A 22803-nucleotide genomic window follows, 5' to 3' on the forward strand; every position below is an offset into this window, starting at 1 on the left:
AAATTGATACTTTTTAAAGGCAAATGGGCATTTTGTATTGACCACCTTAAAAGCTGTCATCTTAGCATAAATAAAAAAGCCGTCCCAAAGGACGGCTTTTTGTCTCATAAGTTATCAGTGAATCAAGGCATTTTCCCAAGTTGGGATGACAAGTTGCATCAGCGGTTTTAATAGCTTAACATTACACGCAAATACCGAACCTGTCTTCATTGATTGACTTGCTCCGTGATGATCCACCACCACGCCACGAGCTTCTGTTACAATCAATTCACCTGCTGCAACATCCCAAGGTTTTAATGACATTTCAAAATAACCATCAAAACGACCTGCTGCCACATAGCACAAATCCAGTGCTGCCGAACCCAAACGGCGAACCTGACCGCCGTTTTCACACACAGCCTGCAGACTAGCAAAATGCTGACGAGCGAAGCTGGTTCGTCTCTCGCCAACCATACGCTCATAAGGGTGCCCTGTGGTAAACAACCCGCCTGCAATCGTCTTTCTGTCTGAAACCATAATTCGGCGTTGGTTTAGGCGTGCCCCACGACCACGAGAGGCGGTGAATAATTCATCACGCACAGGGTCATAAACAATACCATGCTCAGTGATGCCGTTTTTTTGGACAGCAATGGATACACAAAAATGCGGCAAGCCATGCACAAAATTGTGCGTACCGTCTAGTGGGTCAATAATCCAACACCAATCAGCATCATTACCCTTACCTTCTTGTAGACCAAATTCTTCACCCAAAAACGAATGATTTGGATAACTTTCTTTTAATAAAGAGATGGTTAACTCTTCGGCATAACGGTCAATTTTTGTTACCAATCCGTCCAAGCCCTTAGATTCTACCGCCAAATCGATACGATGGCGATTTTCATGTGCACGCAAAATCTCATGACCGACTTTTTTTGCCACTTGGGAGGCAATCACCACCATAGGTTCCATAATACACCTTGTAAATTTTGATGAGTTTTATTGAATAAGTTAAAGAATGCTTTTGTATTCATCATACAAAAATAATCTGCCATTATACAAAAATTAAGTTTAAATTACCATAATTTTTGATGGTTTTTAGATGGCTTAAGTTTAAATAAATGCACATGCAACATATGACAATCAGAACTAATTATTCGCCATGCCGTAAGATTTTTATTGCTCTATTTTGTCACAGTCATTTAGTGCGGTTAAGTGTGCCAAAATCCCTTGTTTATCAAGTCCACATTCGGCAAGTTGCTCACCGTGCGAACCATGTGCGACAAATCTATCATCAATGCCAATTTGGGTAAGCTTACCCACAAATCCAATGCTTGCTAGGTACTCGCCCACCGCTGAGCCTGCCCCACCCATGATTTGATGCTCTTCTGCTGTGATGATATGAGTTACGCCCTGCTCTATCAGCTCACCAATCAGCTTCGTATCTAGTGGTTTGACCCACCGCATATCCACCACCGTGATGGGGGCTACTGTGCCGTGATGGAAATTTTGACTGGCTGACAGTGCATCATATAAACGAGTGCCAAAGACCAGTACAGCAAATCTTTTATCCGCTTTATTATTAAAATTATCCGATTGCCAAGCGATTTTAGCCTTACCAATGGCAAACTGTTCATTGCTTTGCTTATCAATTTCACGCCCCACTCCCACCCCTCGTGGATAACGAATAGCAGCCGTTCCGCCATGCTGATAGCAAGCGTTGAGTAAATGATAGCACTCATGCTCATCACTAGGAGTGGCAATAACAACATTCGGCACACATCTAAGGTATGCCAAATCAAACACGCCTGCGTGCGTGGCACCATCCTCGCCCACCAGCCCTGCTCGGTCTATGGCAAAGGTTACATCTAAGTCTTGCAAGGCAACATCATGGATAAATTGGTCATAGCCACGCTGTAAAAAAGTAGAATAAATCGCCACCACAGGTTTTAATCCACTTGTTGCCATACCGCCAGCTAAAGTTACGGCGTGTTGCTCGGCGATTGCCACATCAAAGAACTTAGCAGGATGGGCATGAGCAAACGCCACCATGCCAGAGCCTTCACACATTGCAGGCGTGATGGCAACCATCTTGTCATCGCAGGCGGTATCCATGAGCCATTCACCAAAAACATCGGAATATTTTTTAGCAATAGGTTTGGCAGTTGTCTGCTCTGATTTTTGGTCGGTTTTTGGTAGTTTACTAATGGCATGATAAGTAACAGGATCGTTTTCAGCTGGCAAAAAACCCTTGCCTTTGACGGTATGCACATGAATCAGTACCGCACCGCCCAATTTCTTGGCACGCTCAAAAACTTGCAAAAGCTTTGGTAAATCATGCCCATCAAAAGGTCCAAGATAAGTAAATCCAATCGCCTTAAACAGATTATCAGGAAATAGGTGGTCGTTGACTTTTTCGGCAATTTTATCTGATAAAGGCATGGGCGGAGCATTTTTACCCAAAAGATTCCCAATGCTCTTGCCAATACTACCACCTAATTTAGCAGGGATTTTCTCAAGTGTTTCTTTGGCATCTGTTGCCATGTGTAGATAATGACGAACACGGCGATCGTCAGCACTGATTTCACGCTTAGTCATCAAAATATTGCCATGCTTATCAATATCAAAGGCAAGCCCTCTTTGCCAAAGGCGTGCCAAATGACGACTAAATCCCCCAATCGCCTGCGAGATAGACATATCGTTATCATTGAGTACCACAGTCAAGTCAGCATTTTGTTGCACCGCATCATTCATCGCCTCAAATGCCATACCCCCTGTCATCGCCCCATCTCCGATGACCGCTACTACTTTTCGGTTTTCACCCAATATGCGACTGGCAAGACTCATGCCAAGCCCTGCCGAGATAGAGGTAGAGCTATGCCCTACACCAAAGGTATCGTATTCACTCTCTGTGCGTTCAGGAAAAGCTGTCAATCCACCACGACTGCGAATGGAGGTCAGCCCATCTCGCCTGCCTGTCAGCACCTTGTGGGCATATGCCTGATGACCTACATCCCAAACCAGTTTATCATAAGGGGTATCATAGATTGCATGCAAAGCAACCGTTAGCTCCACCACGCCTAAATTTGCCCCAAAATGCCCTCCTGACACCCCCACCGAGTATAAAATATACTCACGAAGTTCATCGGATAATACACACAGTTCATCAATGCCAAACGCCTTTAAATCCGCAGGCGATTCAACCTGATCCAACAAAGGCGTGGTTGGGCGAGTGGTTGGAATTGCATTAAATACTTTTGGGTTAAACATCTGGCTATCCATTGGTTTTGGCATGATTGGCTACATTCCAATTTGTCAAGTGAATAAATTTCTATTATTTAGGTTGTTTTAATCATAATTTAGCAGAACTGCTGTAATTATCTTTTCAATCGTTAAAAGAGTATGGCATAATAGCATTTTTGGCAACATCTTGCGACTATTTTACAAGATGGGCTTTATTTTTGCTAGAAAAATACCATTATTTTTAGATAGATGGGCTGTTTTTCATCAGATTTTCACATAATTACGCCACATAAAATCATTATTGGCATATTGCCATTTTTGGGGTTTATTTTGTATCAATTCATCACCAAAGCCAAACTGCCTACCACCCATGGAGAGTTTGATATTCATGTTTTTGAAAATGAACTTGGGCAAGAACACATCTTGTTAAGCTATGGTTTACCCTGCAATAATCCTGCCACCATTCCTGTGGTGCGTATTCATTCTGAATGCCTAACAGGTGATGCTTTTAGCTCACTAAAATGCGACTGTGGTCCACAGCTAAACGCTGCCATGCAAGCGGTGCAAGCACATGGCTGCGGTGCAATTTTATACCTGCGTCAAGAAGGACGAGGAATTGGTCTGACCAATAAAATCCGTGCATACGCCCTACAAGACCAAGGGCATGACACCCTAGAGGCCAATCTGCTTTTAGGATTGCCAGCAGATGCTCGTAGCTATGAGATGTGCAAAGATATGTTGGAGCATGTCGGTGCAACTAAAATAACCTTGATGACCAATAACCCCAATAAAATCAAAGAATTAAAACAATTAGGTATTGAGGTTGTAGCACGCATTCCACTCATTGTCGGCGTTAATCCGCACAATCAAGATTATCTTAATGTCAAAGATACTAAGATGGGACACCTGATTCATCATGAACAGCCATGACAACTGGTAGTTAGCCCAACTGTTTTAGCACTTATTACAACATAGCCATCTTTAAATTCATAGGCCAATTTATGACACAACTTAGCACCACCATTGATTTTGAGACCAAACTTAATCAAGTTTGTCAATTTTTGACCAACCTACAAGCTCGCATCTGTCAAGCTCTAGAAGCTCAAGAGCAATCAGGTGGCATTGATGGTGGTAGTACAGCTAAATTTATTATTGATGATTGGGAGCGTCCTGAAGGTGGCGGTGGTCGCTCTTGCGTACTGTCTGATGGTCAGGTGATAGAAAAAGGCGGCGTGATGTTTAGCCATATTCACATCAATCACTTACCGCCATCAGCATCACAGCGTTACCCGGCTCTAGCGGGGGCAAAGGCACAAGCGATGGGGGTATCGCTCGTCATTCACCCAAAAAATCCACACATTCCCACCAGTCACGCCAATGTCCGCCTATTTGTGGCACAACCCACAGATGGCAGCGAACCAATTTGGTGGTTTGGTGGTGGTTTTGACTTAACGCCTTTTTATCCGAATATTGATGATGTGGTGCATTGGCATAGGGTCGCTCATCATTTATGTCAGCCCTTTGGTAAGGATATCTACACCAAATACAAAGCATGGTGCGATGAGTATTTTTATCTAAAGCACCGTGGAGAGTGCCGTGGCGTGGGAGGTCTGTTTTATGATGATGTCAATACCACAACCACAGGTTGGGACTTTGATACCTGCTTTGCTTTTATGCAGGCAGTTGGTCAAGGTTATTTAGATGGCATTTTACCCATTTTTGATAACAATAAGCACAAGCCTTACACCCGAAACGAGCGAGATTTTCAGCTATACCGTCGTGGTCGCTATGTTGAATACAATCTAGTCTATGATCGTGGCACGATTTTTGGCTTGCAGTCCAACGGTCGCACCGAATCCATCTTGGTGAGTATGCCACCTTTGGCAAGTTGGTCGTATCGTTATGAACCTAAGGCGGGCACAAAAGAATTTGAACTCACCGATTTTTATCTAAAACCCAAAGACTGGCTAAATCTATCTTCTCAATAAACCAAACCCAATGAGTACCAGCCCAAACTTCTGATGACTCACTCATACTCTTAATAAGTCTCATCGGATTGGTGATTTAACAATCAAATTGCAAGCAATCTAGATGATATATTGAACATAGCCAAGCATTGAGTATTGGTGGTTTATGTGTTATATTTCTTGCAATCATCTGACAGCTACTCATGCTGTCTAGCCACCCACTTTATTACTAGGGAAGTCAGATTATGAAAACACTTATCAAGACAGCCACCATCATCGCAGCTGCCACAGTTGCCCTTAGTGCCTGTAGCTCAACCACAACCCCTACCGATGTGCAAGCTCGTCAAGACATCATGCAAGATTGGCGTATCTCAAGCGATATCATGAAAGGCATGATGGACAAACCAGATATCTTTGATGCCAAAACCTTTAAAGAACAAGCTGATCTCATCAGCGCCAGCTCCAAAGAAGTATGGACGCACTTTGCTAATCCAGAAAATAAAGGTAGCTCACAAAACACCGTATGGTCAGATGCTCAAGGTTTTAAAGAAAAAGCCGATGAGTTTAACGCCGCTGCTGATGAATTAGTCAATATCGCCCAAAATGCCCAATCAATCATTGATGTTGAACCCGCTCTTGGTAAAGTTTTAGAAAGCTGTGGCTCGTGCCATAAGACCTACAAACAAAAATAATTAAGACCAAATAACCCACCATCATCCAAAACAACAGCCCTAAATCCAATGTGTATTTAGGGCTGTTGTTCAAGCAACGGTATAGATCAACCAAACAGTCGCAAGACCTCCATCACATCAGCACGAACCATCTCAATACTCGGCATTTTTTCAGCATGAAAACGAATAACAGGAATGCCTGCACTGGACAGAGCCTTGTCTTTTTTGGCGTCTTGTTTTTGGCGTGCTTGACTCTCATGCGTCCAGTCATCAAGCTCAATCGCTGCCAACACAGTCTGCATGTCTTTATCTATTAAAACAAAATCCACACTCTGACGACACACTCTATTAAACCAAAATTGACGGTCGCTCCCTGCTTCTTCACTAGGCTCAATGATACGAGACAACTGCACTTGACTAAAAATCAAATATTCAGGCAAAGCAAGTTGCAACTTTTTAAAAAACTGAACTTCGCTATCTGTCATGATAAGCATCGGTTCAAACGGCCAAATGGCAAGTTCATCACCCTTAATCGCTTTTTCTTTTTTGGGTCTTTTAAACCAAAAAATAATAAAAACAAATACCGCCACAGCACCAACCAACCAAAACTCACTCATCAAAACACCAACATAAATTCATAAAATTTAATATAATCAAATACTTATTTGACAGAAAAACGAAAAGCATGGATTGTACCGTGCTTTTGTCATTTTTTCAAGTCAAGCAAACATCTCTTTAGATGATTGATACATCCAAAACAGCATGACCAATATTATCTTTCCATTTTTTTAACCCAAGCACCGTTTGAATCTACTCGGGAATCCTGAGATATTTTTTGTTTTAGAGCGTTTGCCTCATCATAGGAATTTGCTGAGCCGACCAACACACGAATGCCACGATTGGTTTGGCTAGTGCTGACCTGATAGCCTGCGTTACGGTACTTTGTAACAATCTCATCAATTTTAGCCTTGTTTGGAGAGATAGAAACTTGCACGCTATAAGTTGCTCCTGTTGAGTTTTTGTCACTCGCCGGATCTTTATTATCTGCTTTGGCAGACTTGGCAGTCTCTGCTTGCTGGGCTTGACCGGTAGCACCTAGCGTGGCAGCCGGTATCTTGATGATACGACCCAAAACCAAAGCATCTCCTGGAGCCATATTATTCGCCGCTGCGATGGTTGCTACCGGCACACCATATTGACGAGATAAAAGCGTTAGGTTATCGCCCACCATCACCTTGTGCTGACTTGTTTTGTTGTTGATGGTTTGGGAGTTTTGGGTTGACTCAAGCTTAGCATTTACGGTCTTGTTCAGCGTCTCAGGTTGTGTTCGTGCAGGCACAGCGATAAGCTCACTTTGCGATGCCTTATCAACACTGATTGGTTTGTCCGCACTAACTGGGGCGAACTCCTGCTTTGCCTTTTCTAGTGCCAATATGCGAGCCTGCTCTTGCTCACTAAGAAGTTCATCAGCCTCTTTTGCCATCTGCTGATTACGCATCTCTCGCTCTTTTTGTTTTTGAGCGAGTAATTTTTCTTCGGTTGCCAGATCAGCGGTCAAAGGTGCCACCGTAGATCCTGCCACGCTCTCTTGTCTGATGTCGGTGGTGTTTTGAGAAATGGTGTGGTTCGCCTCTTCATTTTGCATCACTGCAAACATAGCAACCGCACCACCCACCAATAACACCAAACCTAAAAGAATTTGTTTTGAAATCATAAACCACCTATTTGCCATGATGATATTAAGCCAGCTTAATCAAATTATCTCACAACTTGTTAAATTAACGCATAAAAATACAATGTTTATTTCGTATTGTCAATCAATGTGCATCAAAACCAGTGTTTTTTTCGTGATTTTAATACATCATAAAAGCCACTCATCTTCTCAATAAGATTTACCCAATATCGCCATTAGCACCTCGCTCACCGTATAAAACGAACCAAACACCACCAACAAATCCGATTCATCACTCGCCTGTATCGCCGTCTGAGTCGCCGTTTCTAGATGGTTATGCGTAATAATCTGTGCAGATTTTAGATGATGCTGCATCAGCTTGACAATGTCCACTAAAGGCATGGCACGAATATGATTGATGGCAGCCACCTGCCATGTCGCAACAGTAAAATCTCCATCATCCAAACGCTTTTGCACCAAATCAAGCACCGCCCCTGTATCCTTATCCCCAAGCATAGAAAAAACAAAGTGCAATTTAGCATTAGGGTGCGAGCAAATATGGTTTTGCCAATACGGTACAAATTGCTCTAGAAAAAAAGCCATGCCGTGTGCATTATGAGCCACATCAAACAGCCATCGTCTGGCATTTAGTTGTCTGACATCAAACCGCCCTGCCAAACTTGCCTTACTCAATGCCTTTGCAATCATCTTGGGGTGGATATCAAGTGATGATGCCAGTACCGCACTCACAGCATTCACCGCATTTAATAAAGACAAGTTTGGTTTGGGTAAATCAAGCGTAATACCACTTGATGAATACTGCCAGCTCTCATCTTGTTCAGAAAAATCATAATCAACGCCCAGCTGATAGACTTTTGCTTCATTGTCTTTAGCGACTTTAAGTACGCTTGATGGCAACTTTTTTGCCCCCAAAATCACAGGGATATTAGGACGAATGATGCCCGCCTTTTCAAAGCCAATCTGGTCAATATCATGACCTAACCAATCTACATGATCAATGTCAATGTTAGTGATTACCGCCACATCTGGGTCAATAATATTCACCACATCAAGCCTGCCACCCAAGCCAATTTCAAGCACCCACACATCTGCTTTTTTTTCTTTAAAGATTAAAAATGCCGCTAAAGTCGTCATCTCAAAAAAGGACAGTGATAAACCACACTCTAGACGCACTCGCTCAACATTTGCCAAAGCACGCACAAGCGATGGCTCATCAATATCCACACCATCTACCTTGATACGCTCAGTGAAGCTCACCAAATGTGGCGACTGATACAACGCCGTCTTATAACCTGCACTTTGGCAAATCTGTGCAATGGTTGCTGTGGTTGATCCTTTGCCATTCGTCCCTGCCACAGTAAAGACATGGGGGCGATGGGGTGAATCATCTTTGAATATACCCAATCGCTTGGCAACAGGCAATACCCGCTCAAGTCCCATGTCAATAGCAGAAATATGAATGCCTGCAATGTAGTCAAGCCATGCAGACAGACTGTCTTGTTCGGTGAGTTTTGGTGAGTTTTGGTTGCTTGTGTTCATCTTGTGTTTTGATGGTTTGTCATTTTGAGTTATTCATAAAGAAAACGCCTGCATTGCAAGCGTTTTTGATTGGATTATTATACCACAACAGCAAATAAAGCACAGCAAAAAATAGCTTGGGCAAGACCAAAGTATTGGCAATTACTTACCCACATCTTTGCCAGTGGTGGCAAACAATCCTTTCTTTACCGCTTTTACCACTTTTCATAAAAGAGCCAACATAAGCTAAGCTAGTATCATAAGACAACTTACTATACCCATCAACGGCTTATTCATTAAAATGATGCTATTTTGGCAATTTTGTGTATTATTGACCGCCATGCAATCTTTATGCCATTCTCAATCAGGCGTTATTCTCTGATGATTTAGCGATGAGATTTACCCATCATCATAACAAATAAATCAACAAACCTATCGCAAAGAGTTCCATCAAAATAGTTTTACAAAAACGGTTTGACAAAACTTTAAAAACCAAATCAATATACTTAATTTGGTTTTTAAAGTATCAGGCATTTGGCAATTTGCACAGCTTGGTTAGCAGGCGATGCACCGTCTCAACAAGCTGATGACGATGAACCACCATATCCACCGTGCCTTTTTCAAGTAAAAATTCTGCACGCTGAAATGGCTCATCAAGCACCTCACGCACAGTCTGCTCAATGACTCGCTTGCCTGCAAAGCCAATCATCGCTTTTGGTTCGGCGATATGCACATCGCCAAGCATGGCAAGGCTTGCAGTAACACCGCCATAGACGGGGTTGGTTAACACCACAATATACGGCACGCCTGCCAAACGCAGACGCTCGATGGCAGCAGAGGTTCTGGCCATTTGCATAAGCGATAACAAGCCCTCTTGCATTCTTGCTCCGCCGGAGGCTGCAAAACAGACCAAAGGTTTACTCTCAACAAGGGCTTTTTCGGCAGCTTGGACAAAGCGATCACCCACCACAGAACCCATTGAACCGCCCATGAATTTAAAATCAAAAGCACAAGCAATCAACTCAAGATTCTTAATTTTTCCCTGCATAACAACAAGTGCTTCAGATTCGCCAGTAGCTGCTTGGGCTTCTGTCATACGCTTCGGATAAGGCTTAGAATCCACAAAATGCAAGGGGTTGCCTGCTTGAAATTCCTGTCCAAGCTCACCCTCAACCACTTCAAAAAACCAGTTTAAACGCTGGCGAGCAGACATCGTTAAATGATGGTCGCAATCAGGACAGACATATTGATTAAAAATCAACGAGGTGTTGGTCGTTAGTGTATGGCAACTAGGGCATTCGGTAGATGGTTCAGTATCCACTGCAGACAGTTGGACGATGCGGTCTTGCTTAATAGATGGCACAGGTCGATCCAACCAGCTTTTGAAAGTTGCTGGAGCGTCTGTTTGAGTATTTGATGCAGTCTGACTCATTAAAACTCCTAATTTGAGTGAACTGTTGTATCATAGCATAAGAATACCAATTTGTATCGCTATTTTGATATTTTTTGTAATAATATTGGTGAAATTTGATACATGGCGGACAAGTGCTTGGTTATGTTAATCACCAATTACTGTTGAAACACATCTGTGATACAAACAACGCAAAAAACCCATGACAGGTGCAATCATTATATCATAAGATAAAGACCAATAAGCGAACACTAAACTCAAAATGGCGATACAGCAATTTTTTTGATTTAGTTAGGCAATTTTAGTTAAATAGTTTTGGTTAGACAATTTTATCAATTACTAGGAGTAAAATCATGACCATTCAACATCTAAGCGTTATCGGTGCCGGCGTATTGGGCTCTCAAATCGCCTTTCAAGCTGCTTATCACGGCGTTCAAGTGTCAGCTATGACATTAATGACGAAGCGTTAAATAACGCCAAAAAACGCTTTGAGACTTTGGCGGATAACTATATCAAGGCAAAGGGTCGGCAGGCGATGTGGTGGTGTCTGATGAGTCTGATTTAGCTCTACTACAGCAATGGGCGGACGCAGGTAATGCTGATAATACCTTATGTCTGATGCAGATTAATCACGCGGGCAAGCAAGTCTCTAAAGATGTCAATCCAAAACCTGTCGCCCCAAGTGCTGTTGCCTTAGAAGGCATGGCAGACAGGATGAATTCTCCTAGAGCCTTAACGCTTGATGAGATTGAAACAATCTTAATCAGTTTGCCACCACCGCCAAAATTGCCAAAAAAGCAGGTTTTAAAGGGGTGCAAATTCATGCCGCTCACGGCTATCTTATCAGCCAGTTTTTATCTCCACATCATAACAGACGAGAGGATGAGTATGGCGGTAGCTTAGAAAATCGTATGCGACTACTGATTAAGATTTATACCGCCATTCGTCAAGCAGTAGGGGCTGATTTTTTGGTAGGTGTGAAATTAAATTCAGCGGATTTTCAAAAGGGTGGATTTGATGAAAATGACAGCATCGCTGTCGTTAAACACCTAAGCGAACTTGAGATTGATTTTATTGAGATTTCAGGTGGTAATTATGAAAGCCCTGCCATGATGGGTGCTAAAGACAGCAACAAAAAACGAGAGGCATTTTTTATGGATTATGCCCAAAAAGTCAGAGAGATAAGCCTAGTACCGCTCATCATCACAGGTGGATTTAGAAGTCAGTAGGCAATGGATGAGGCACTAGCAAGCGGTGAGCTTGATTTGGTGGGTATTGGACGCCCCTTAATCATGATGCCTGATATGCCAAAACAAATGCAAGCAGGAACTTATCAAACCATCAACATTAACCCTGTGCGTACAGGTATTAAAGAGATTGATAAAAATGTCGGCTCAGTACTAGAGCTGTCATGGTACATGGCACAACTTGGTCGAATAGTAGCAGGAAAAGAACCTGGCCCCAACCTTGATCCAATGCTAATCGTGCAAAGCCTAAAGGGAGAAGGTAAACAAAAACTCACCACAGGCAGAAGCTAATAATAACAGAAACCAATAATAAAAATCATCTAGGCAGTCATAGCAACTAGATGATTTTAAAGATTAACATTTCAATCAGCCTACTTTTACGCCACCACTTAAATTTGTATTTTTAAATGCTATTTTAGACATGATATAGCAATATTTACTAACGAAAATACATCAAAACGCATAAAAATCCCACATAATTTTGATATCAATTTGGTTTTTAGTCAAGCAGGTCAGTCCGTTCGGCTTTCCATCAGTATCAAACATCTCACCAGTAATGAGCAATATTATCAGCTATTCATGGGATTTATTTTTCTTTATCTGATTCGTTTGGCATTTGCCGTAGGTTATTTACGCTCAGCATTCTTCTTTGGTTATGATATGATTAAGGTTGACAACAAGCCTTACTATATTTTGGCGGTCAATGGCGATGAGGATTTAATTTTGGGTGAAAAGGTGGAAGATAATAATTGTTTTGTGTTTTTTTAATCGCAAAACATTAAATCATTATAATGTGTACATTACACCAACGCCATACCTACCCTTTCATGCCAATCCATCATCAACAGATATGACCGCCAATCAAGAATCATTGGTCAATTGCTTGCCTTAATTCATCCATTTTTGCCAAAATGGTCTGAGTCGCCTGCTTGATTTTGGTGGCATCTTGTCCTACATCAGCAAAGTTTTTGACCAATTCACTACCCACAATCACGCCATCAGCAAACTGAGCAACCGCTTTGGCACTCTCGCCATCACGAATACCAAAGCCCACACAAACAGGCAAGTCGGTATCAGCTTTAATCGCTTGCACTTGGCTTGCTACATCGCTTGTATCCAAGGCTTTTGAGCCTGTTACGCCCTTGACTGATACATAATAAATAAAGCCAGTGCCACGCTTTAACACCGCCTTTCGTCTGTCGCTTTGGGTGGTGGGGGCAAGCAAAAATATTTGATTTATCGCTTTGTTCATCAATTTTTGCGACAAAGTCTCATCGGTTTCGTTGGGTGGTAAATCCACCAAAAGCAACCCATCCACACCGTTTTGTTCGCATAATCCCAAAAAGTCGTCATAACCAATAATTTCTACAGGATTTAGGTAACCCATCAGTAGTACAGGCGTGGTTGTGTTGGTTTTGCGAAATTCACCCACCATCTGTACTGCTTGGCGAGTACTCGTGCCATTTGCCAATGCTCGCTCGCCTGCCAAGCTAATGACAGAACCGTCCGCCATGGGGTCAGAAAACGGCAAGCCAATCTCAATAATATCAGCTCCGTGAGCAACAAGCTTGTGCATCAAATCCACGGTAACAGTAGGATTGGGGTCGCCTGCCATGATATAGGGAATCAGGGCTTTTTTGTTTTGGGATTTTAGGGTATTGAAAGTTTGGGTAATTCGGGTCATTTTAAATTCTCTTTATAGCTGACATAGCAACAAGTCGATGATTTTTTTGATAAAGGTACTACCAATTGGTTTTTGTCATCGCCATGAATGACATAACAACTGTCCATCACAGCATTTGATTTGCCAATCTGATGGCTCTTAGCAACCATAGGTCTGGATTCATGTATACCTAAAGCTCAATCCCCTCAACTTTCATCACCGTATGCAAATCTTTATCGCCACGCCCTGATAAATTAATGATAATAGACTGATCTGTTCTCATCGTTTTGGCAAGTTTTAATCCATAGGCGACAGCGTGCGAACTTTCTAAGGCAGGGATGATACCTTCGGTTTTTGTCAAAATCCTAAAAGCCTCTAAAGCTTCATCATCATCAATCACTGCATAATCAACACGCCCTTTATCCTTTAAAAAGCTATGCTCAGGACCCACTCCTGGATAATCAAGACCTGCTGATATGCTGTGCGTTTCTATGATTTGCCCCTCATCGTCCGCCATCAAATAAGTGCGATTGCCATGCAGAACACCGATACGACCTGCATTTAGTGGAGCTGAATGCTTACCTGTATCTACGCCGTGTCCGCCTGCTTCTACACCATAAATCGCCACATCATCGTTCAAGAATTCATAAAACAATCCCATTGCATTAGAGCCACCGCCCACACAAGCAACTAACGCATCGGGATTTTTACCCTCTTTTTCAAGATGTTGCATTTTGGCTTCACGCCCAATGATTGCATGAAAATCTCGCACCAACATAGGATAAGGGTGAGGACCTGCTACTGTACCAATCACATAGTAAGTACTATCCACATTGGTTACCCAATCTCGCATTGCTTCATTCATGGCATCTTTTAGTGTGCGAGAGCCAGAGGTTACAGGCACGACTGTTGCCCCCAAAAGACGCATTCTATATACATTCATTTTTTGGCGTTCTACATCATCCGCCCCCATATAGACCACACACTCAAGACCTAGCCGTGCCGCTATCGTGGCTGTTGCTACGCCATGCTGACCTGCTCCGGTTTCTGCAATGATGCGTTTTTTACCGACCAGTTTGGCAAGTAGTGCCTGCCCAATGGTGTTGTTGACCTTATGTGCTCCTGTATGGTTCAAATCTTCTCGTTTTAGATAAATTTTTGCCCCACCTGTTTCATCAGTTAAGCGTTTGGCAAAATATAAAGGCGTCGGTCTGCCAACATAATTCACCAAATCATCATGAAACTCTGCCCAAAACTCTGGGTTGTTTTTAACGCTTAAATAAATGCGTTCTAATTCTTCTAAAGCCGTCATCAAAGTTTCAGAAACAAAACGACCACCATAAATGTCAAAATGACCTGATGAATTAGGATATTGAGTATAGTCTACCATGTAGTTTTCCTTTATTTTTTACCAAATGGCATCAATCAAAAATGCCATGATTTCGCTGTCGCAACTAATTTTTGTCATATTTATCATACCAGATGTTGAATGTGATGAGACACCCAGTATGGCCTAAGCCTACCAAACTTTTTGGTGCATTACCAACTGACAGATGGATATCTTTTTACCTTTTTATGCTCTATAAATCTTTCATCACCGTAAGACCTGCAAAAGTCTGTGCCACAGGCATGACCTCAAGGCGATTGATATTGATATGAGACGGTAGATTGATGACATAGTTTACCATATCGGCGATGTCATCAGGGCGGATATAATCCACTTTTTCATAAGTTTTTTTGACTTTTTCATCATCGCCTTTAAATCGCACATTGCTAAATTCTGTATCGCCACAAAGACCTGGCTCTATGTTGGTAACACGGATGTTTTTGCCAATCAAATCTGCTCGCAAGTTTAAACTAAACTGCTTCACAAATGCCTTGCTTGCCCCATAGACATTCGCCCCAAGATACGGATAAGTACCAGCGGTTGAACCAATATTGATAACCAGTCCGCTATTTTTGGCGACCATATAAGGCAAAATGCTATTAGTCATATTCACAAGCCCTAAAATATTGGTATCAATCATCGTCTGCCAGTCCGTAATACTGGCTTTATCTGCCGTCTCCAATCCCAGTGCCAAACCTGCATTATTGATCAATACATCAATATTGGCTAAAATCGCTTTATCTAGACTATCCAAAGCAGACTTAGTGTCATCTAAATTACTAACATCAAAACATAAAGGCATAAAGTTATCGCCAAGCTTTGCCTTGATATTGCCCAATTTATCAGCTCGTCTGCCTGTCCCAATCACAGTATGGTTTTCACTGATTAAACGCTTGGCAATCGCCAAACCAAAACCTGATGTTACGCCTGTAATTAAAATATTCATGACTTTTCCTAATGGTTTAAATATTGATTTACTTTTTGAAACTGACAGGCTTGATATCTAAAATGCCAGCCTTATGACATTTTGACAATCTTACCTTTAAATACAGTCGATAACAATCCAATTGGTAAAAAGGCAAAAATAATGTACTCAATGATATGGCTTGGAAACATCAATATGGCTTTTGCACCTATGAATGCCCCTATCAATGCTGACACAATACCGATTGGCACAATCTTCCAAATAATAGATTTTGCCTTAATAAAATTTTTAATGGATGCGACAGTTCAATATAGCCTGCCACAAAAGAGGCAACGACCAACAAACCCAAGCCAGTATAAAAATATTGTGCAATAATACTACCATCTACAAACATAATAATTCCTTATACAAATAATGGTGCGGACAATTGATGATGACAGTCTTATGAGAAAAGATAACAGCGATCCGGCTTATGATATAGTCCGAATACTCTTATGAGCCATCTGTCAAGACCATTATAAATTTAGGAGTAAATCCATTTTTGGTATGTAGTACTCTTTGGTTGTCAAATGTTATGATTTGCTTTGGCTTAAGATACAATTGAGTCCATTTTGACTGGTTGAGACTGATTTTTTAAATTCTCCATCATCAAAAGCGAGATTTATCCATCTTTAGCCATCAAATACACAGCCAATATCTTACCATTATGTATTTTTTTACAAACCCATAAATTTTTTATTAAAAACGGAAAAATTAGATAATATGTAATTATAAGTTATGTGTCAAGATAAATCTTACAACATTCTTACTTATTTATAACCACTCTTGACGCCCTTCATAAATGCTGTCATTTTCTCTCCACACTTCACTCCTTTTTCTTTTTCAATACCCCCGCTGACATCCACGCCTGCAATTTTTGCCATCAAAGATTTATTATTGATGACATCGCCAATGTTATCAGGGGTCAATCCCCCTGCCAAATAAATGGGTAAGGGTGAGTCGTCTGGGATTTTTTGCCAATCAAATGCTTGACCTGTTCCACCAAATGCCGATTGGCTAAATGTATCCAAAATCACACCGCTCGCCCCACATTGTGTCAGCTCCTGAATTTGACCCAAAATGGCATCTTGGGTGTCATGACTACCCACACGAATGGCTTTTATCCAGCGTTTATTGATTAGACTAGCAAGTTGTTGGCATTCACTAGCAGTTTCATCACCATGAAATTGCACAATATCAAATGGCACAGATTTTGCCAGATTGACAAGTTCACTCTCCCCCATATTCACCACCAAAGCAACAAGAGTGGTGAAGGCCGGTACGACTTGGGCTAAAACTTGGGCAGTGGCAATGTCCACATAGCGAGGACTGGGTGGATAAAACACCAGTCCAATCGCATTGACATCAAGTGATACGGCAGTTTTTAGGCTACAAGATTGGGTAAGTCCGCAGAATTTTATTTGCATGGCTTGTTTTTCCGTGTTGTTATTTTAATTGTTGCTTAAATTATACTTGTTTTACTAGGGCATTTGGCAAGCACCCGTGCCTTGGCTGACAACCTCAACACTCGCCCCTGTCATCATAAACAAGCCTTTGATTTGCTCGGCAGCGTTCGTTACTGCCAATGTCAAGACATCACCTTGACAAGCCTTGTTTAACACTTCATTTTTGGCAGATATCCACGCTTGGGCTAGGACTTGTGAGTCATTACTCACCGCACCAAACAGCCCTGTTTGCCAGTCATACACCTCCAAATCATCCAAATACACCGCAAAAATTTCAGAAGGTGGTACACTAATCATAATGTGCATCTGTTTGCCATCAGCCCCATCACGCTCACTCACCTGCACCATCTCAGGGGTAATATTGGATAAGTCCACACCAGATAACACCCTACCTCGTGCTACAAATAGCCCTTTTTGCTCATCTTGCCACAGTCGTTGCCAAGTCCCTGCCTTATTTGCCGTAATGACCGTCCGTATCAATACTAAATGCCACCGACTGCAATCGAGACAGCTTTTGAATGTCGGTAATGATACCATCTCTACTGATGGTGTTCACCTGACTGGCAGACTCATCATACATTTTGGCAAATAACCCAACCACAACACCAATCACCAACAAAAGCACCCAATAAAATAAAGGCAGTTTGGTTTTTTTCATCGTTTTTCTCTTTGTTACATCAATCATAGAAAATTTATCATAAAATCAGACAAACAGCCATTTTTTTAAAAATTTTTTAAAAATTAAGTTGCATAAAAGGCTAAGATTGCCTTAAGATAGCACATTTTAAGATAAAAATATCATTCATATTTTGCCATTTTGTTAAGGGTAGCCATGAAAGCCAGTCAATTTACTTTCGCCACTTTAAAAGAAACGCCAAGCGATGCTGACATCATCTCAAGCCAGCTTATGCTAAGAGCAGGGCTGATTCGCAAACTTGCCTCAGGTCTGTATGTTTGGATGCCTACAGGACTAAGAGTGTTAAAGCGTGTCGAAAAAATCGTCCGTGAAGAAATGGAACGCATCAACGCCCAAGAATTGCTCATGCCAGTTACCCAACCTGCCGAACTGTGGCAAGAGTCTGGTCGCTGGGAAGATTATGGGGCAGAACTGCTTCGCTTTAAAGACCGTCATGGTCGTGATTTTGTATTAGGCCCGACCCACGAAGAGGTCATCACCGACATCGCCAGAAATGAACTAAAAAGCTACAAACAACTGCCCGTTAGCTACTACCAAATCCAAACCAAATTCCGAGATGAGATTCGCCCACGCTTTGGTGTGATGCGTGCTCGTGAATTTACCATGAAGGATGCTTATTCTTTCCATATTGACAAAGACAGCTTAGCACAGACCTATCAAGACATGTACGAGGCTTATGGTCGTATCTTTACTCGTCTAGGGCTAGACTTTCGTGCAGTACAGGCTGATACTGGCTCTATTGGTGGTTTTGCCAGTCATGAATTTCATGTTTTGGCTGAAAGCGGAGAAGATGACATCGCTTTTTCTAGCGAGTCAGATTTTGCAGCTAATATTGAGCTTGCCGAAGCAATTTGCACCAACGAGCGAGCTACCCCAAGCGAAGAACGCCGTGATGTTGATACACCAAATATACCAACTTGCGAAGAGGTCGCCGAGCATCTTGGTATCGCTTTAGATCGCACGGTGAAGACACTCATCGTAAAAGGCTCATATTCAGAAGATAAACCTGATATGCCAAAGCTGGTTGCTCTCATCTTGCGAGGCGACCACACCCTAAATGAAATCAAAGCCGAAAAAATATCCCAAGTCGCCACTCCGTTCGCCATGGCAACCGAAGAAGAGATTAAAGAAGCAGGTCTGATTAAAGGTTATATCAGTGCTGATTTGGCAGAATTTGATATTCCTGTATTCGTTGACAGAAGTGCTGCTGCATTATCTGACTTTGTTTGTGGTGCAAATATTGAACATAAGCATACCGCAGGCATGAACTGGGAGCGTGATGCCACCATCACTGAAGTTGTGGATATTCGCAATGTCGTTAATGGCGATATCAGCCCAGATGGCAAAGGCGTCATCTCAATCAAGCGTGGTATTGAAGTGGGTCATATTTTTCAGCTAGGCGATAAGTACTCTGATGCACTAGGTTGCAAGGTGTTGGGCAAAGAAGGTAAGCCTGTAACTCTGATGATGGGGTGCTATGGTATTGGTGTTAGTCGCATCATCGCTGCTGCCATTGAACAAAATCACGATGACAATGGCATTATTTGGGCAGACACCCCTGACCCAGCCGATAGCATCGCACCGTTTAGTGTTGCTATCGTGCCAATGCGTTCAAAAGATGGCTTAGCAGAAGCCAAAGCAGATGAACTATATCAAACACTCAAAGAAAAAGGGGTTAATGTACTGCTTGATGACCGTAATGAACGCCCTGGTGTGAAGTTTGCCGATTTAGAGCTTATTGGCGTGCCACATCGCATTGTTGTCTCTGAGCGTAATTTGGCAGAAGGTAAGTACGAGTATGTCAAACGCACCGATGGCGAAAAAATCATGCTAAGCCTTGATGAAATTTTAATGAAATTTTGACAGACTGATTGATAAGTTGTCATCAACCCAATAAAAAACAGACCTTAAACGGTCTGTTTTTTATATTTTAATCTAGCACAATCAGTATCAAACTGCCCAACTTGTCAATCTAAGCATTCGTGTTTTGCCAATATCGCACATATCTCAAGCAATCTATTGGCATAGCCCCATTCATTATCATACCATGCAAAAATCTTGATTTGCCTACCTGCCTGCATGAGCTGACCGCCATCAATGACCAGTGAATGATTATCGCCAATAAAATCACTTGATACCAACGGCTCGTCAGTATAGCCCATGATACCCAAAAGCCTGTCTTGACTGGTCTGCCTTAAAAACTCCGCCACCGTTTCCACATTGACAGCCTGCCCAACAGTGATATTCACATCAATGGCAGCCACATTGATGGTTGGTACTCGGATGGAATGTCCGTTAATCCGCCCCTTTAAAAATGGCAACACTCGTTCGGTGGCATTGATACTACTTGAAGTGGTTGGAATGATATTGTTACTGGCGGTGCGTGCTCGCCTAAGATCCCTATGGGCTTGGTCAAGCACATTTTGGTCGGCGGTGACTGCATGAATCTCGGTCATCATCACCGCATCAATACCAAATTGCTCATCAAATACTGACAATAGCGGTACAAGTGCCTGTGTGGTACAAGATACACCAGAGATGATGGGCAGATGACGACCAAGCAGTGATTCATTCACGCCCATCACAATGCTAGCATCCACCCTATCAAAGGGTGCGGCCCCAACGATGACTTGATGAGCACCTGCCTTACGATGCCTACTGGCTTCATCATAAGAACGAAAACAGCCTGTACATTCAAGCACCACATCAACCCCTAGACTGCCCCACGGCAGATGGTTGGGATTACTTTCATTTAATAATAAAATTTGCCAATGCTTATCCTGATGACGCAGTCCAAAAAAGGATTGCCCACCTTGCTCGGTCAAGTCCGCCTGTACACCCATTGCCAAGAGTCTACCATGTGTCGAATCAAACTTTAGTAGATGTAGTAGCGTCTCACCATCAGCAATATCATTGATCGCCACGATTTCAATCTGAGAAAACCGCTCGCTTTGTCTTAAAAAAGCTCGCAAGACATTTCTACCAATCCGACCAAAGCCGTTAATCGCCAAGCGAAGTTTTGGCGACTTTATCACAGATTCAGGCATCGCCAAGCTCCTTAGTACCAGATTTATCAATAAAAATCAAAGCAAGTCGCACTTCATTATAACCATAGCGACCACCACATTCTTCCACAATAGGGCTTAACAAAACCCCCTCATCAAAGCCACCTTGAGATTCAATCGCATCATAAGCGACTTGTACATCAGCGATGATTTGATTGCTTGGGCGAATGTGGGCATAATCAAACTCACTATTTTTTCGATACAGCTCGTCAATATGCCTGATGATGGTTGAGATGGCAAGACTTCTTTTGTGAGCAATTTCATCAATACCAAGACCCTTATCCAGCAGTGCTTTAGTCTCTTGCAAGGTTTGACTTAATTGTGATTTTCGTACCAGATTTTTATCATCAATCTTTATAAACGCAGGGTCATTATCTCGTCTATATTCTCTTCCTTCATCTTGTTTTTTTTGTTCAAGCAGACGCATTTCATTCTGATAAACCGTCTCTTTTGAAGTGATGCCTTGACAAGCAATGACAAAATCAAGGTGCAGTTTATCCAGTGTGTTGTTATCCAACATCAAAAATTCCGCCTCTTGCTCGGCAGCAATTTCCCAAAAACGCTTATCTACTCGAAATACCCATTCGTCCAACAGCAGGCTTTTTTGATTAAAGCCTAGCAGTTTTAGCCCATCTAAAGAACGCAGTCGAGACAAGGCCACATAACCTTGACCTGCTTCAAAGGTGCGAGATAAATCAATCTCCGCCGCCTCTAAAGTCATGCCTTGCGACTTATGTATCGTAATCGCCCAAGCAAGGCATAATGGTATCTGGGTGTAGCTTGCGATGACCAACCCATCTTTATCCTCAACTATCCATTCTTCAGGCTCAGCCAACACCTCTCTGCCACTGTTAAGACGCACTAGCGGATATAACTGCTGAGCATTTGATAAAGACACCGAGTCATTCGGCGATACAAAATCCATAATCTCACCCATTGTGCCGTTAAATACGGCATTATTTGGGTTGTTTTTGACAAACATTACCTTAGCACCGATTTTTAGATGCAGGTTTTCAGAGACTCTTACACTTCGCTTTAGATTATCCACCAGTATTTTATCGCCAAAAGTATTCCCTTCATACCAATGGGATTTGCCATCTAGTTTGGCAAGCTCGGTTTCATTGATGTGATCCACATTGATGTTGTGTGTGTATAGACGAATGCGGTTGATGTCTATGCTGTGATGCTGTGCTGATTTCAAAATATTAATAGCATCACTGCTGACTTGTTGAGCTCGAATCTGATTGAGAATGTCGTTCAGTGACATACCAAATCTTGCTGATTCATCTTGGGCGTCTTGACGATGTTGCTCGGTTAGATAGCACACCAAAAGCTCTGCTGCCACCCATGATTTGGCCATAAAAGCAAATTTTTCTTTATTACTTTCGCCTTTTTTGCCAACAGGGGGAAGCTGAAAAAAATCTCCCGAAAAAATCACTTGCATTCCCCCAAAGGGCAAATCATTCTTACGAATGACTTTTAAAATCTCATTGAGCAAATCCACCTGATTGGCATGAAGCATGGAAATTTCATCAACAATCAGCACCTTTGATGACACAATACGCTCACAAACCGATTGGCGAGACTTTAAGCGAGTAAAGTCAGTCGCATCAAAGCTATCTTTAATGCCCATGCCCGACCACGAATGTATGGTCATGCCGTTCATGTGCGTAGCGGCAATGCCTGTGCTTGCTGTTACCGCCACTTCAATGTTGCGTGCACGCAAATAGCGGATATATTCATTAAGCAAATAGGTCTTGCCAGCCCCTGCCTGCCCTGTCAAAAAGACATTTTTTCCTGTTTTTAAGATTGTTAATGCGGTTGATTGTTTCATG

24 protein-coding genes are annotated in these 22803 nt (G+C 42.2%); 10 read left to right on the forward strand and 14 right to left on the reverse strand.

What is annotated here, in order from left to right; translation table 11 throughout:
- Positions 1-114: 114 nt before the first annotated feature.
- Positions 115-948 (reverse strand): inositol monophosphatase family protein, encoded by an 834-nt coding sequence (locus tag ACERC6_RS02295; protein WP_284673146.1) that lies wholly within the window; start codon positions 946-948, stop codon positions 115-117.
- Positions 949-1152: 204 nt separating this feature from the next.
- Complete coding sequence (locus tag ACERC6_RS02300) at positions 1153-3246, reverse strand: 1-deoxy-D-xylulose-5-phosphate synthase (protein ID WP_373627748.1); 2094 nt, start codon at positions 3244-3246, stop codon at positions 1153-1155.
- Positions 3247-3549: 303 nt separating this feature from the next.
- On the opposite strand from ACERC6_RS02300, the gene ribA reads away from it, so the two are divergent.
- The 3 genes from ribA to ACERC6_RS02315 all read left to right on the forward strand — a co-directional run bounded on the left by ribA (position 3550) and on the right by ACERC6_RS02315 (position 5878).
- Complete coding sequence (gene ribA / locus ACERC6_RS02305) at positions 3550-4149, forward strand: GTP cyclohydrolase II (protein ID WP_284673148.1); 600 nt, start codon at positions 3550-3552, stop codon at positions 4147-4149.
- A gap of 71 nt (positions 4150-4220) precedes the next feature.
- The gene (gene hemF, locus ACERC6_RS02310) at positions 4221-5207 is read left to right on the forward strand and encodes an oxygen-dependent coproporphyrinogen oxidase (protein ID WP_373627747.1); all 987 of its coding nucleotides are present in this window, start codon (positions 4221-4223) and stop codon (positions 5205-5207) included.
- 224 nt (positions 5208-5431) lie between these two features.
- Complete coding sequence (locus ACERC6_RS02315) at positions 5432-5878, forward strand: cytochrome c (RefSeq protein WP_373627746.1); 447 nt, start codon at positions 5432-5434, stop codon at positions 5876-5878.
- 86 nt (positions 5879-5964) lie between these two features.
- Here ACERC6_RS02315 and ACERC6_RS02320 read toward each other — a convergent pair whose 3' ends face one another.
- From ACERC6_RS02320 to accD, 4 genes are all read right to left on the reverse strand, one after another.
- Positions 5965-6474, reverse strand: coding sequence for a DUF2726 domain-containing protein (locus tag ACERC6_RS02320; protein WP_284673151.1), 510 nt, complete (start codon positions 6472-6474; stop codon positions 5965-5967).
- A 155-nt stretch (positions 6475-6629) separates the two neighbouring features.
- Entirely contained in the window at positions 6630-7571 is a 942-nt protein-coding gene (locus tag ACERC6_RS02325) for an SPOR domain-containing protein (protein WP_373627744.1), read from the reverse strand.
- A gap of 168 nt (positions 7572-7739) precedes the next feature.
- Positions 7740-9089, reverse strand: coding sequence for a bifunctional tetrahydrofolate synthase/dihydrofolate synthase (gene folC / locus ACERC6_RS02330; RefSeq protein WP_284673153.1), 1350 nt, complete (start codon positions 9087-9089; stop codon positions 7740-7742).
- 505 nt (positions 9090-9594) lie between these two features.
- Complete coding sequence (accD, locus tag ACERC6_RS02335) at positions 9595-10500, reverse strand: acetyl-CoA carboxylase, carboxyltransferase subunit beta (protein ID WP_284673154.1); 906 nt, start codon at positions 10498-10500, stop codon at positions 9595-9597.
- 332 nt (positions 10501-10832) lie between these two features.
- On the opposite strand from accD, the gene ACERC6_RS02340 reads away from it, so the two are divergent.
- The 5 genes from ACERC6_RS02340 to ACERC6_RS02360 all read left to right on the forward strand — a co-directional run bounded on the left by ACERC6_RS02340 (position 10833) and on the right by ACERC6_RS02360 (position 12494).
- The gene (locus tag ACERC6_RS02340; protein WP_284673155.1) at positions 10833-10949 is read left to right on the forward strand and encodes a 3-hydroxyacyl-CoA dehydrogenase NAD-binding domain-containing protein; all 117 of its coding nucleotides are present in this window, start codon (positions 10833-10835) and stop codon (positions 10947-10949) included.
- Between the two features lie 73 nt (positions 10950-11022).
- A complete protein-coding gene (locus ACERC6_RS02345; RefSeq protein WP_284673156.1) occupies positions 11023-11382 on the forward strand; it encodes a hypothetical protein in 360 nt (119 codons plus the stop codon).
- Positions 11292-11708, forward strand: coding sequence for a hypothetical protein (locus ACERC6_RS02350; RefSeq protein WP_373627742.1), 417 nt, complete (start codon positions 11292-11294; stop codon positions 11706-11708). The genes ACERC6_RS02345 and ACERC6_RS02350 overlap by 91 nt, the downstream gene beginning before the upstream one ends.
- A 3-nt stretch (positions 11709-11711) precedes the next feature.
- Entirely contained in the window at positions 11712-12017 is a 306-nt protein-coding gene (locus tag ACERC6_RS02355) for a hypothetical protein (protein WP_373627741.1), read from the forward strand.
- Positions 12018-12218: 201 nt separating this feature from the next.
- On the forward strand, positions 12219-12494 hold the full coding sequence (locus tag ACERC6_RS02360) for a hypothetical protein (RefSeq protein ID WP_373627740.1): 276 nt from the start codon (positions 12219-12221) through the stop codon (positions 12492-12494).
- A gap of 100 nt (positions 12495-12594) precedes the next feature.
- Here the strand turns inward: ACERC6_RS02360 and trpA are convergent, their stop codons facing one another.
- The 3 genes from trpA to ACERC6_RS02375 form a co-directional block, all read right to left on the reverse strand.
- Positions 12595-13410 carry a tryptophan synthase subunit alpha gene (trpA, locus tag ACERC6_RS02365; protein ID WP_284673159.1) on the reverse strand — a complete coding sequence of 272 codons (816 nt, stop codon included), beginning with the start codon at positions 13408-13410 and terminating at the stop codon, positions 12595-12597.
- A gap of 169 nt (positions 13411-13579) precedes the next feature.
- Positions 13580-14779 carry a tryptophan synthase subunit beta gene (trpB, locus tag ACERC6_RS02370; RefSeq protein WP_373627739.1) on the reverse strand — a complete coding sequence of 400 codons (1200 nt, stop codon included), beginning with the start codon at positions 14777-14779 and terminating at the stop codon, positions 13580-13582.
- Between the two features lie 190 nt (positions 14780-14969).
- Positions 14970-15722 carry an SDR family NAD(P)-dependent oxidoreductase gene (locus ACERC6_RS02375; protein ID WP_373627737.1) on the reverse strand — a complete coding sequence of 251 codons (753 nt, stop codon included), beginning with the start codon at positions 15720-15722 and terminating at the stop codon, positions 14970-14972.
- A gap of 174 nt (positions 15723-15896) precedes the next feature.
- Between ACERC6_RS02375 and ACERC6_RS02380 the strand changes: the two genes are divergently transcribed.
- Entirely contained in the window at positions 15897-16076 is a 180-nt protein-coding gene (locus ACERC6_RS02380) for a hypothetical protein (protein ID WP_373627736.1), read from the forward strand.
- Between the two features lie 434 nt (positions 16077-16510).
- On the opposite strand, the gene ACERC6_RS02385 is transcribed toward ACERC6_RS02380, so the two are convergent.
- From ACERC6_RS02385 to ACERC6_RS02395, 3 genes are read right to left on the reverse strand one after another with little or no spacing between them, the layout of a single operon-like run.
- Entirely contained in the window at positions 16511-17167 is a 657-nt protein-coding gene (locus ACERC6_RS02385; RefSeq protein ID WP_373627735.1) for an N-(5'-phosphoribosyl)anthranilate isomerase, read from the reverse strand.
- Positions 17168-17221: 54 nt separating this feature from the next.
- Positions 17222-17686, reverse strand: a complete 465-nt coding sequence (locus ACERC6_RS02390) for a DUF4230 domain-containing protein (protein ID WP_373627733.1) — start codon at positions 17684-17686, stop codon at positions 17222-17224.
- Complete coding sequence (locus ACERC6_RS02395) at positions 17658-17864, reverse strand: hypothetical protein (protein ID WP_373627731.1); 207 nt, start codon at positions 17862-17864, stop codon at positions 17658-17660. Before ACERC6_RS02395 ends, ACERC6_RS02390 begins: the two co-directional genes overlap by 29 nt.
- A 174-nt stretch (positions 17865-18038) precedes the next feature.
- Between ACERC6_RS02395 and ACERC6_RS02400 the strand changes: the two genes are divergently transcribed.
- The gene (locus tag ACERC6_RS02400; protein WP_373627729.1) at positions 18039-19766 is read left to right on the forward strand and encodes a proline--tRNA ligase; all 1728 of its coding nucleotides are present in this window, start codon (positions 18039-18041) and stop codon (positions 19764-19766) included.
- A 104-nt stretch (positions 19767-19870) separates the two neighbouring features.
- Here the strand turns inward: ACERC6_RS02400 and ACERC6_RS02405 are convergent, their stop codons facing one another.
- Positions 19871-20950, reverse strand: coding sequence for a type I glyceraldehyde-3-phosphate dehydrogenase (locus tag ACERC6_RS02405; RefSeq protein ID WP_373627727.1), 1080 nt, complete (start codon positions 20948-20950; stop codon positions 19871-19873).
- Entirely contained in the window at positions 20943-22802 is a 1860-nt protein-coding gene (locus ACERC6_RS02410) for an AAA family ATPase (protein WP_373627725.1), read from the reverse strand. The genes ACERC6_RS02405 and ACERC6_RS02410 overlap by 8 nt, the downstream gene beginning before the upstream one ends.
- Position 22803: the final 1 nt, after the last annotated feature.

This window comes from Moraxella sp. E33BD (assembly GCF_041807865.1).
Lineage (GTDB): Bacteria > Pseudomonadota > Gammaproteobacteria > Pseudomonadales > Moraxellaceae > Moraxella > Moraxella haemolytica.

Coding starts and splice junctions, on each gene's coding strand:
- ACERC6_RS02405 (WP_373627727.1), bottom strand. CDS start 20,950: ATGCCTGAATCTGTGATAAAGTCGCCAAAACTTCGCTTGGCGATTAAC.
- ACERC6_RS02295 (WP_284673146.1), bottom strand. CDS start 948: ATGGAACCTATGGTGGTGATTGCCTCCCAAGTGGCAAAAAAAGTCGGT.
- ACERC6_RS02325 (WP_373627744.1), bottom strand. CDS start 7,571: ATGATTTCAAAACAAATTCTTTTAGGTTTGGTGTTATTGGTGGGTGGT.
- ACERC6_RS02340 (WP_284673155.1), top strand. CDS start 10,833: ATGACCATTCAACATCTAAGCGTTATCGGTGCCGGCGTATTGGGCTCT.
- ACERC6_RS02315 (WP_373627746.1), top strand. CDS start 5,432: ATGAAAACACTTATCAAGACAGCCACCATCATCGCAGCTGCCACAGTT.
- trpB (WP_373627739.1), bottom strand. CDS start 14,779: ATGGTAGACTATACTCAATATCCTAATTCATCAGGTCATTTTGACATT.
- ACERC6_RS02320 (WP_284673151.1), bottom strand. CDS start 6,474: ATGAGTGAGTTTTGGTTGGTTGGTGCTGTGGCGGTATTTGTTTTTATT.
- ACERC6_RS02380 (WP_373627736.1), top strand. CDS start 15,897: ATGGCTTTTGCACCTATGAATGCCCCTATCAATGCTGACACAATACCG.
- ACERC6_RS02395 (WP_373627731.1), bottom strand. CDS start 17,864: ATGAAAAAAACCAAACTGCCTTTATTTTATTGGGTGCTTTTGTTGGTG.
- ACERC6_RS02410 (WP_373627725.1), bottom strand. CDS start 22,802: ATGAAACAATCAACCGCATTAACAATCTTAAAAACAGGAAAAAATGTC.
- ACERC6_RS02300 (WP_373627748.1), bottom strand. CDS start 3,246: ATGTTTAACCCAAAAGTATTTAATGCAATTCCAACCACTCGCCCAACC.
- ACERC6_RS02355 (WP_373627741.1), top strand. CDS start 11,712: ATGGATGAGGCACTAGCAAGCGGTGAGCTTGATTTGGTGGGTATTGGA.
- accD (WP_284673154.1), bottom strand. CDS start 10,500: ATGAGTCAGACTGCATCAAATACTCAAACAGACGCTCCAGCAACTTTC.
- trpA (WP_284673159.1), bottom strand. CDS start 13,410: ATGACCCGAATTACCCAAACTTTCAATACCCTAAAATCCCAAAACAAA.
- folC (WP_284673153.1), bottom strand. CDS start 9,089: ATGAACACAAGCAACCAAAACTCACCAAAACTCACCGAACAAGACAGT.
- hemF (WP_373627747.1), top strand. CDS start 4,221: ATGACACAACTTAGCACCACCATTGATTTTGAGACCAAACTTAATCAA.
- ACERC6_RS02385 (WP_373627735.1), bottom strand. CDS start 17,167: ATGCAAATAAAATTCTGCGGACTTACCCAATCTTGTAGCCTAAAAACT.
- ACERC6_RS02375 (WP_373627737.1), bottom strand. CDS start 15,722: ATGAATATTTTAATTACAGGCGTAACATCAGGTTTTGGTTTGGCGATT.
- ACERC6_RS02400 (WP_373627729.1), top strand. CDS start 18,039: ATGAAAGCCAGTCAATTTACTTTCGCCACTTTAAAAGAAACGCCAAGC.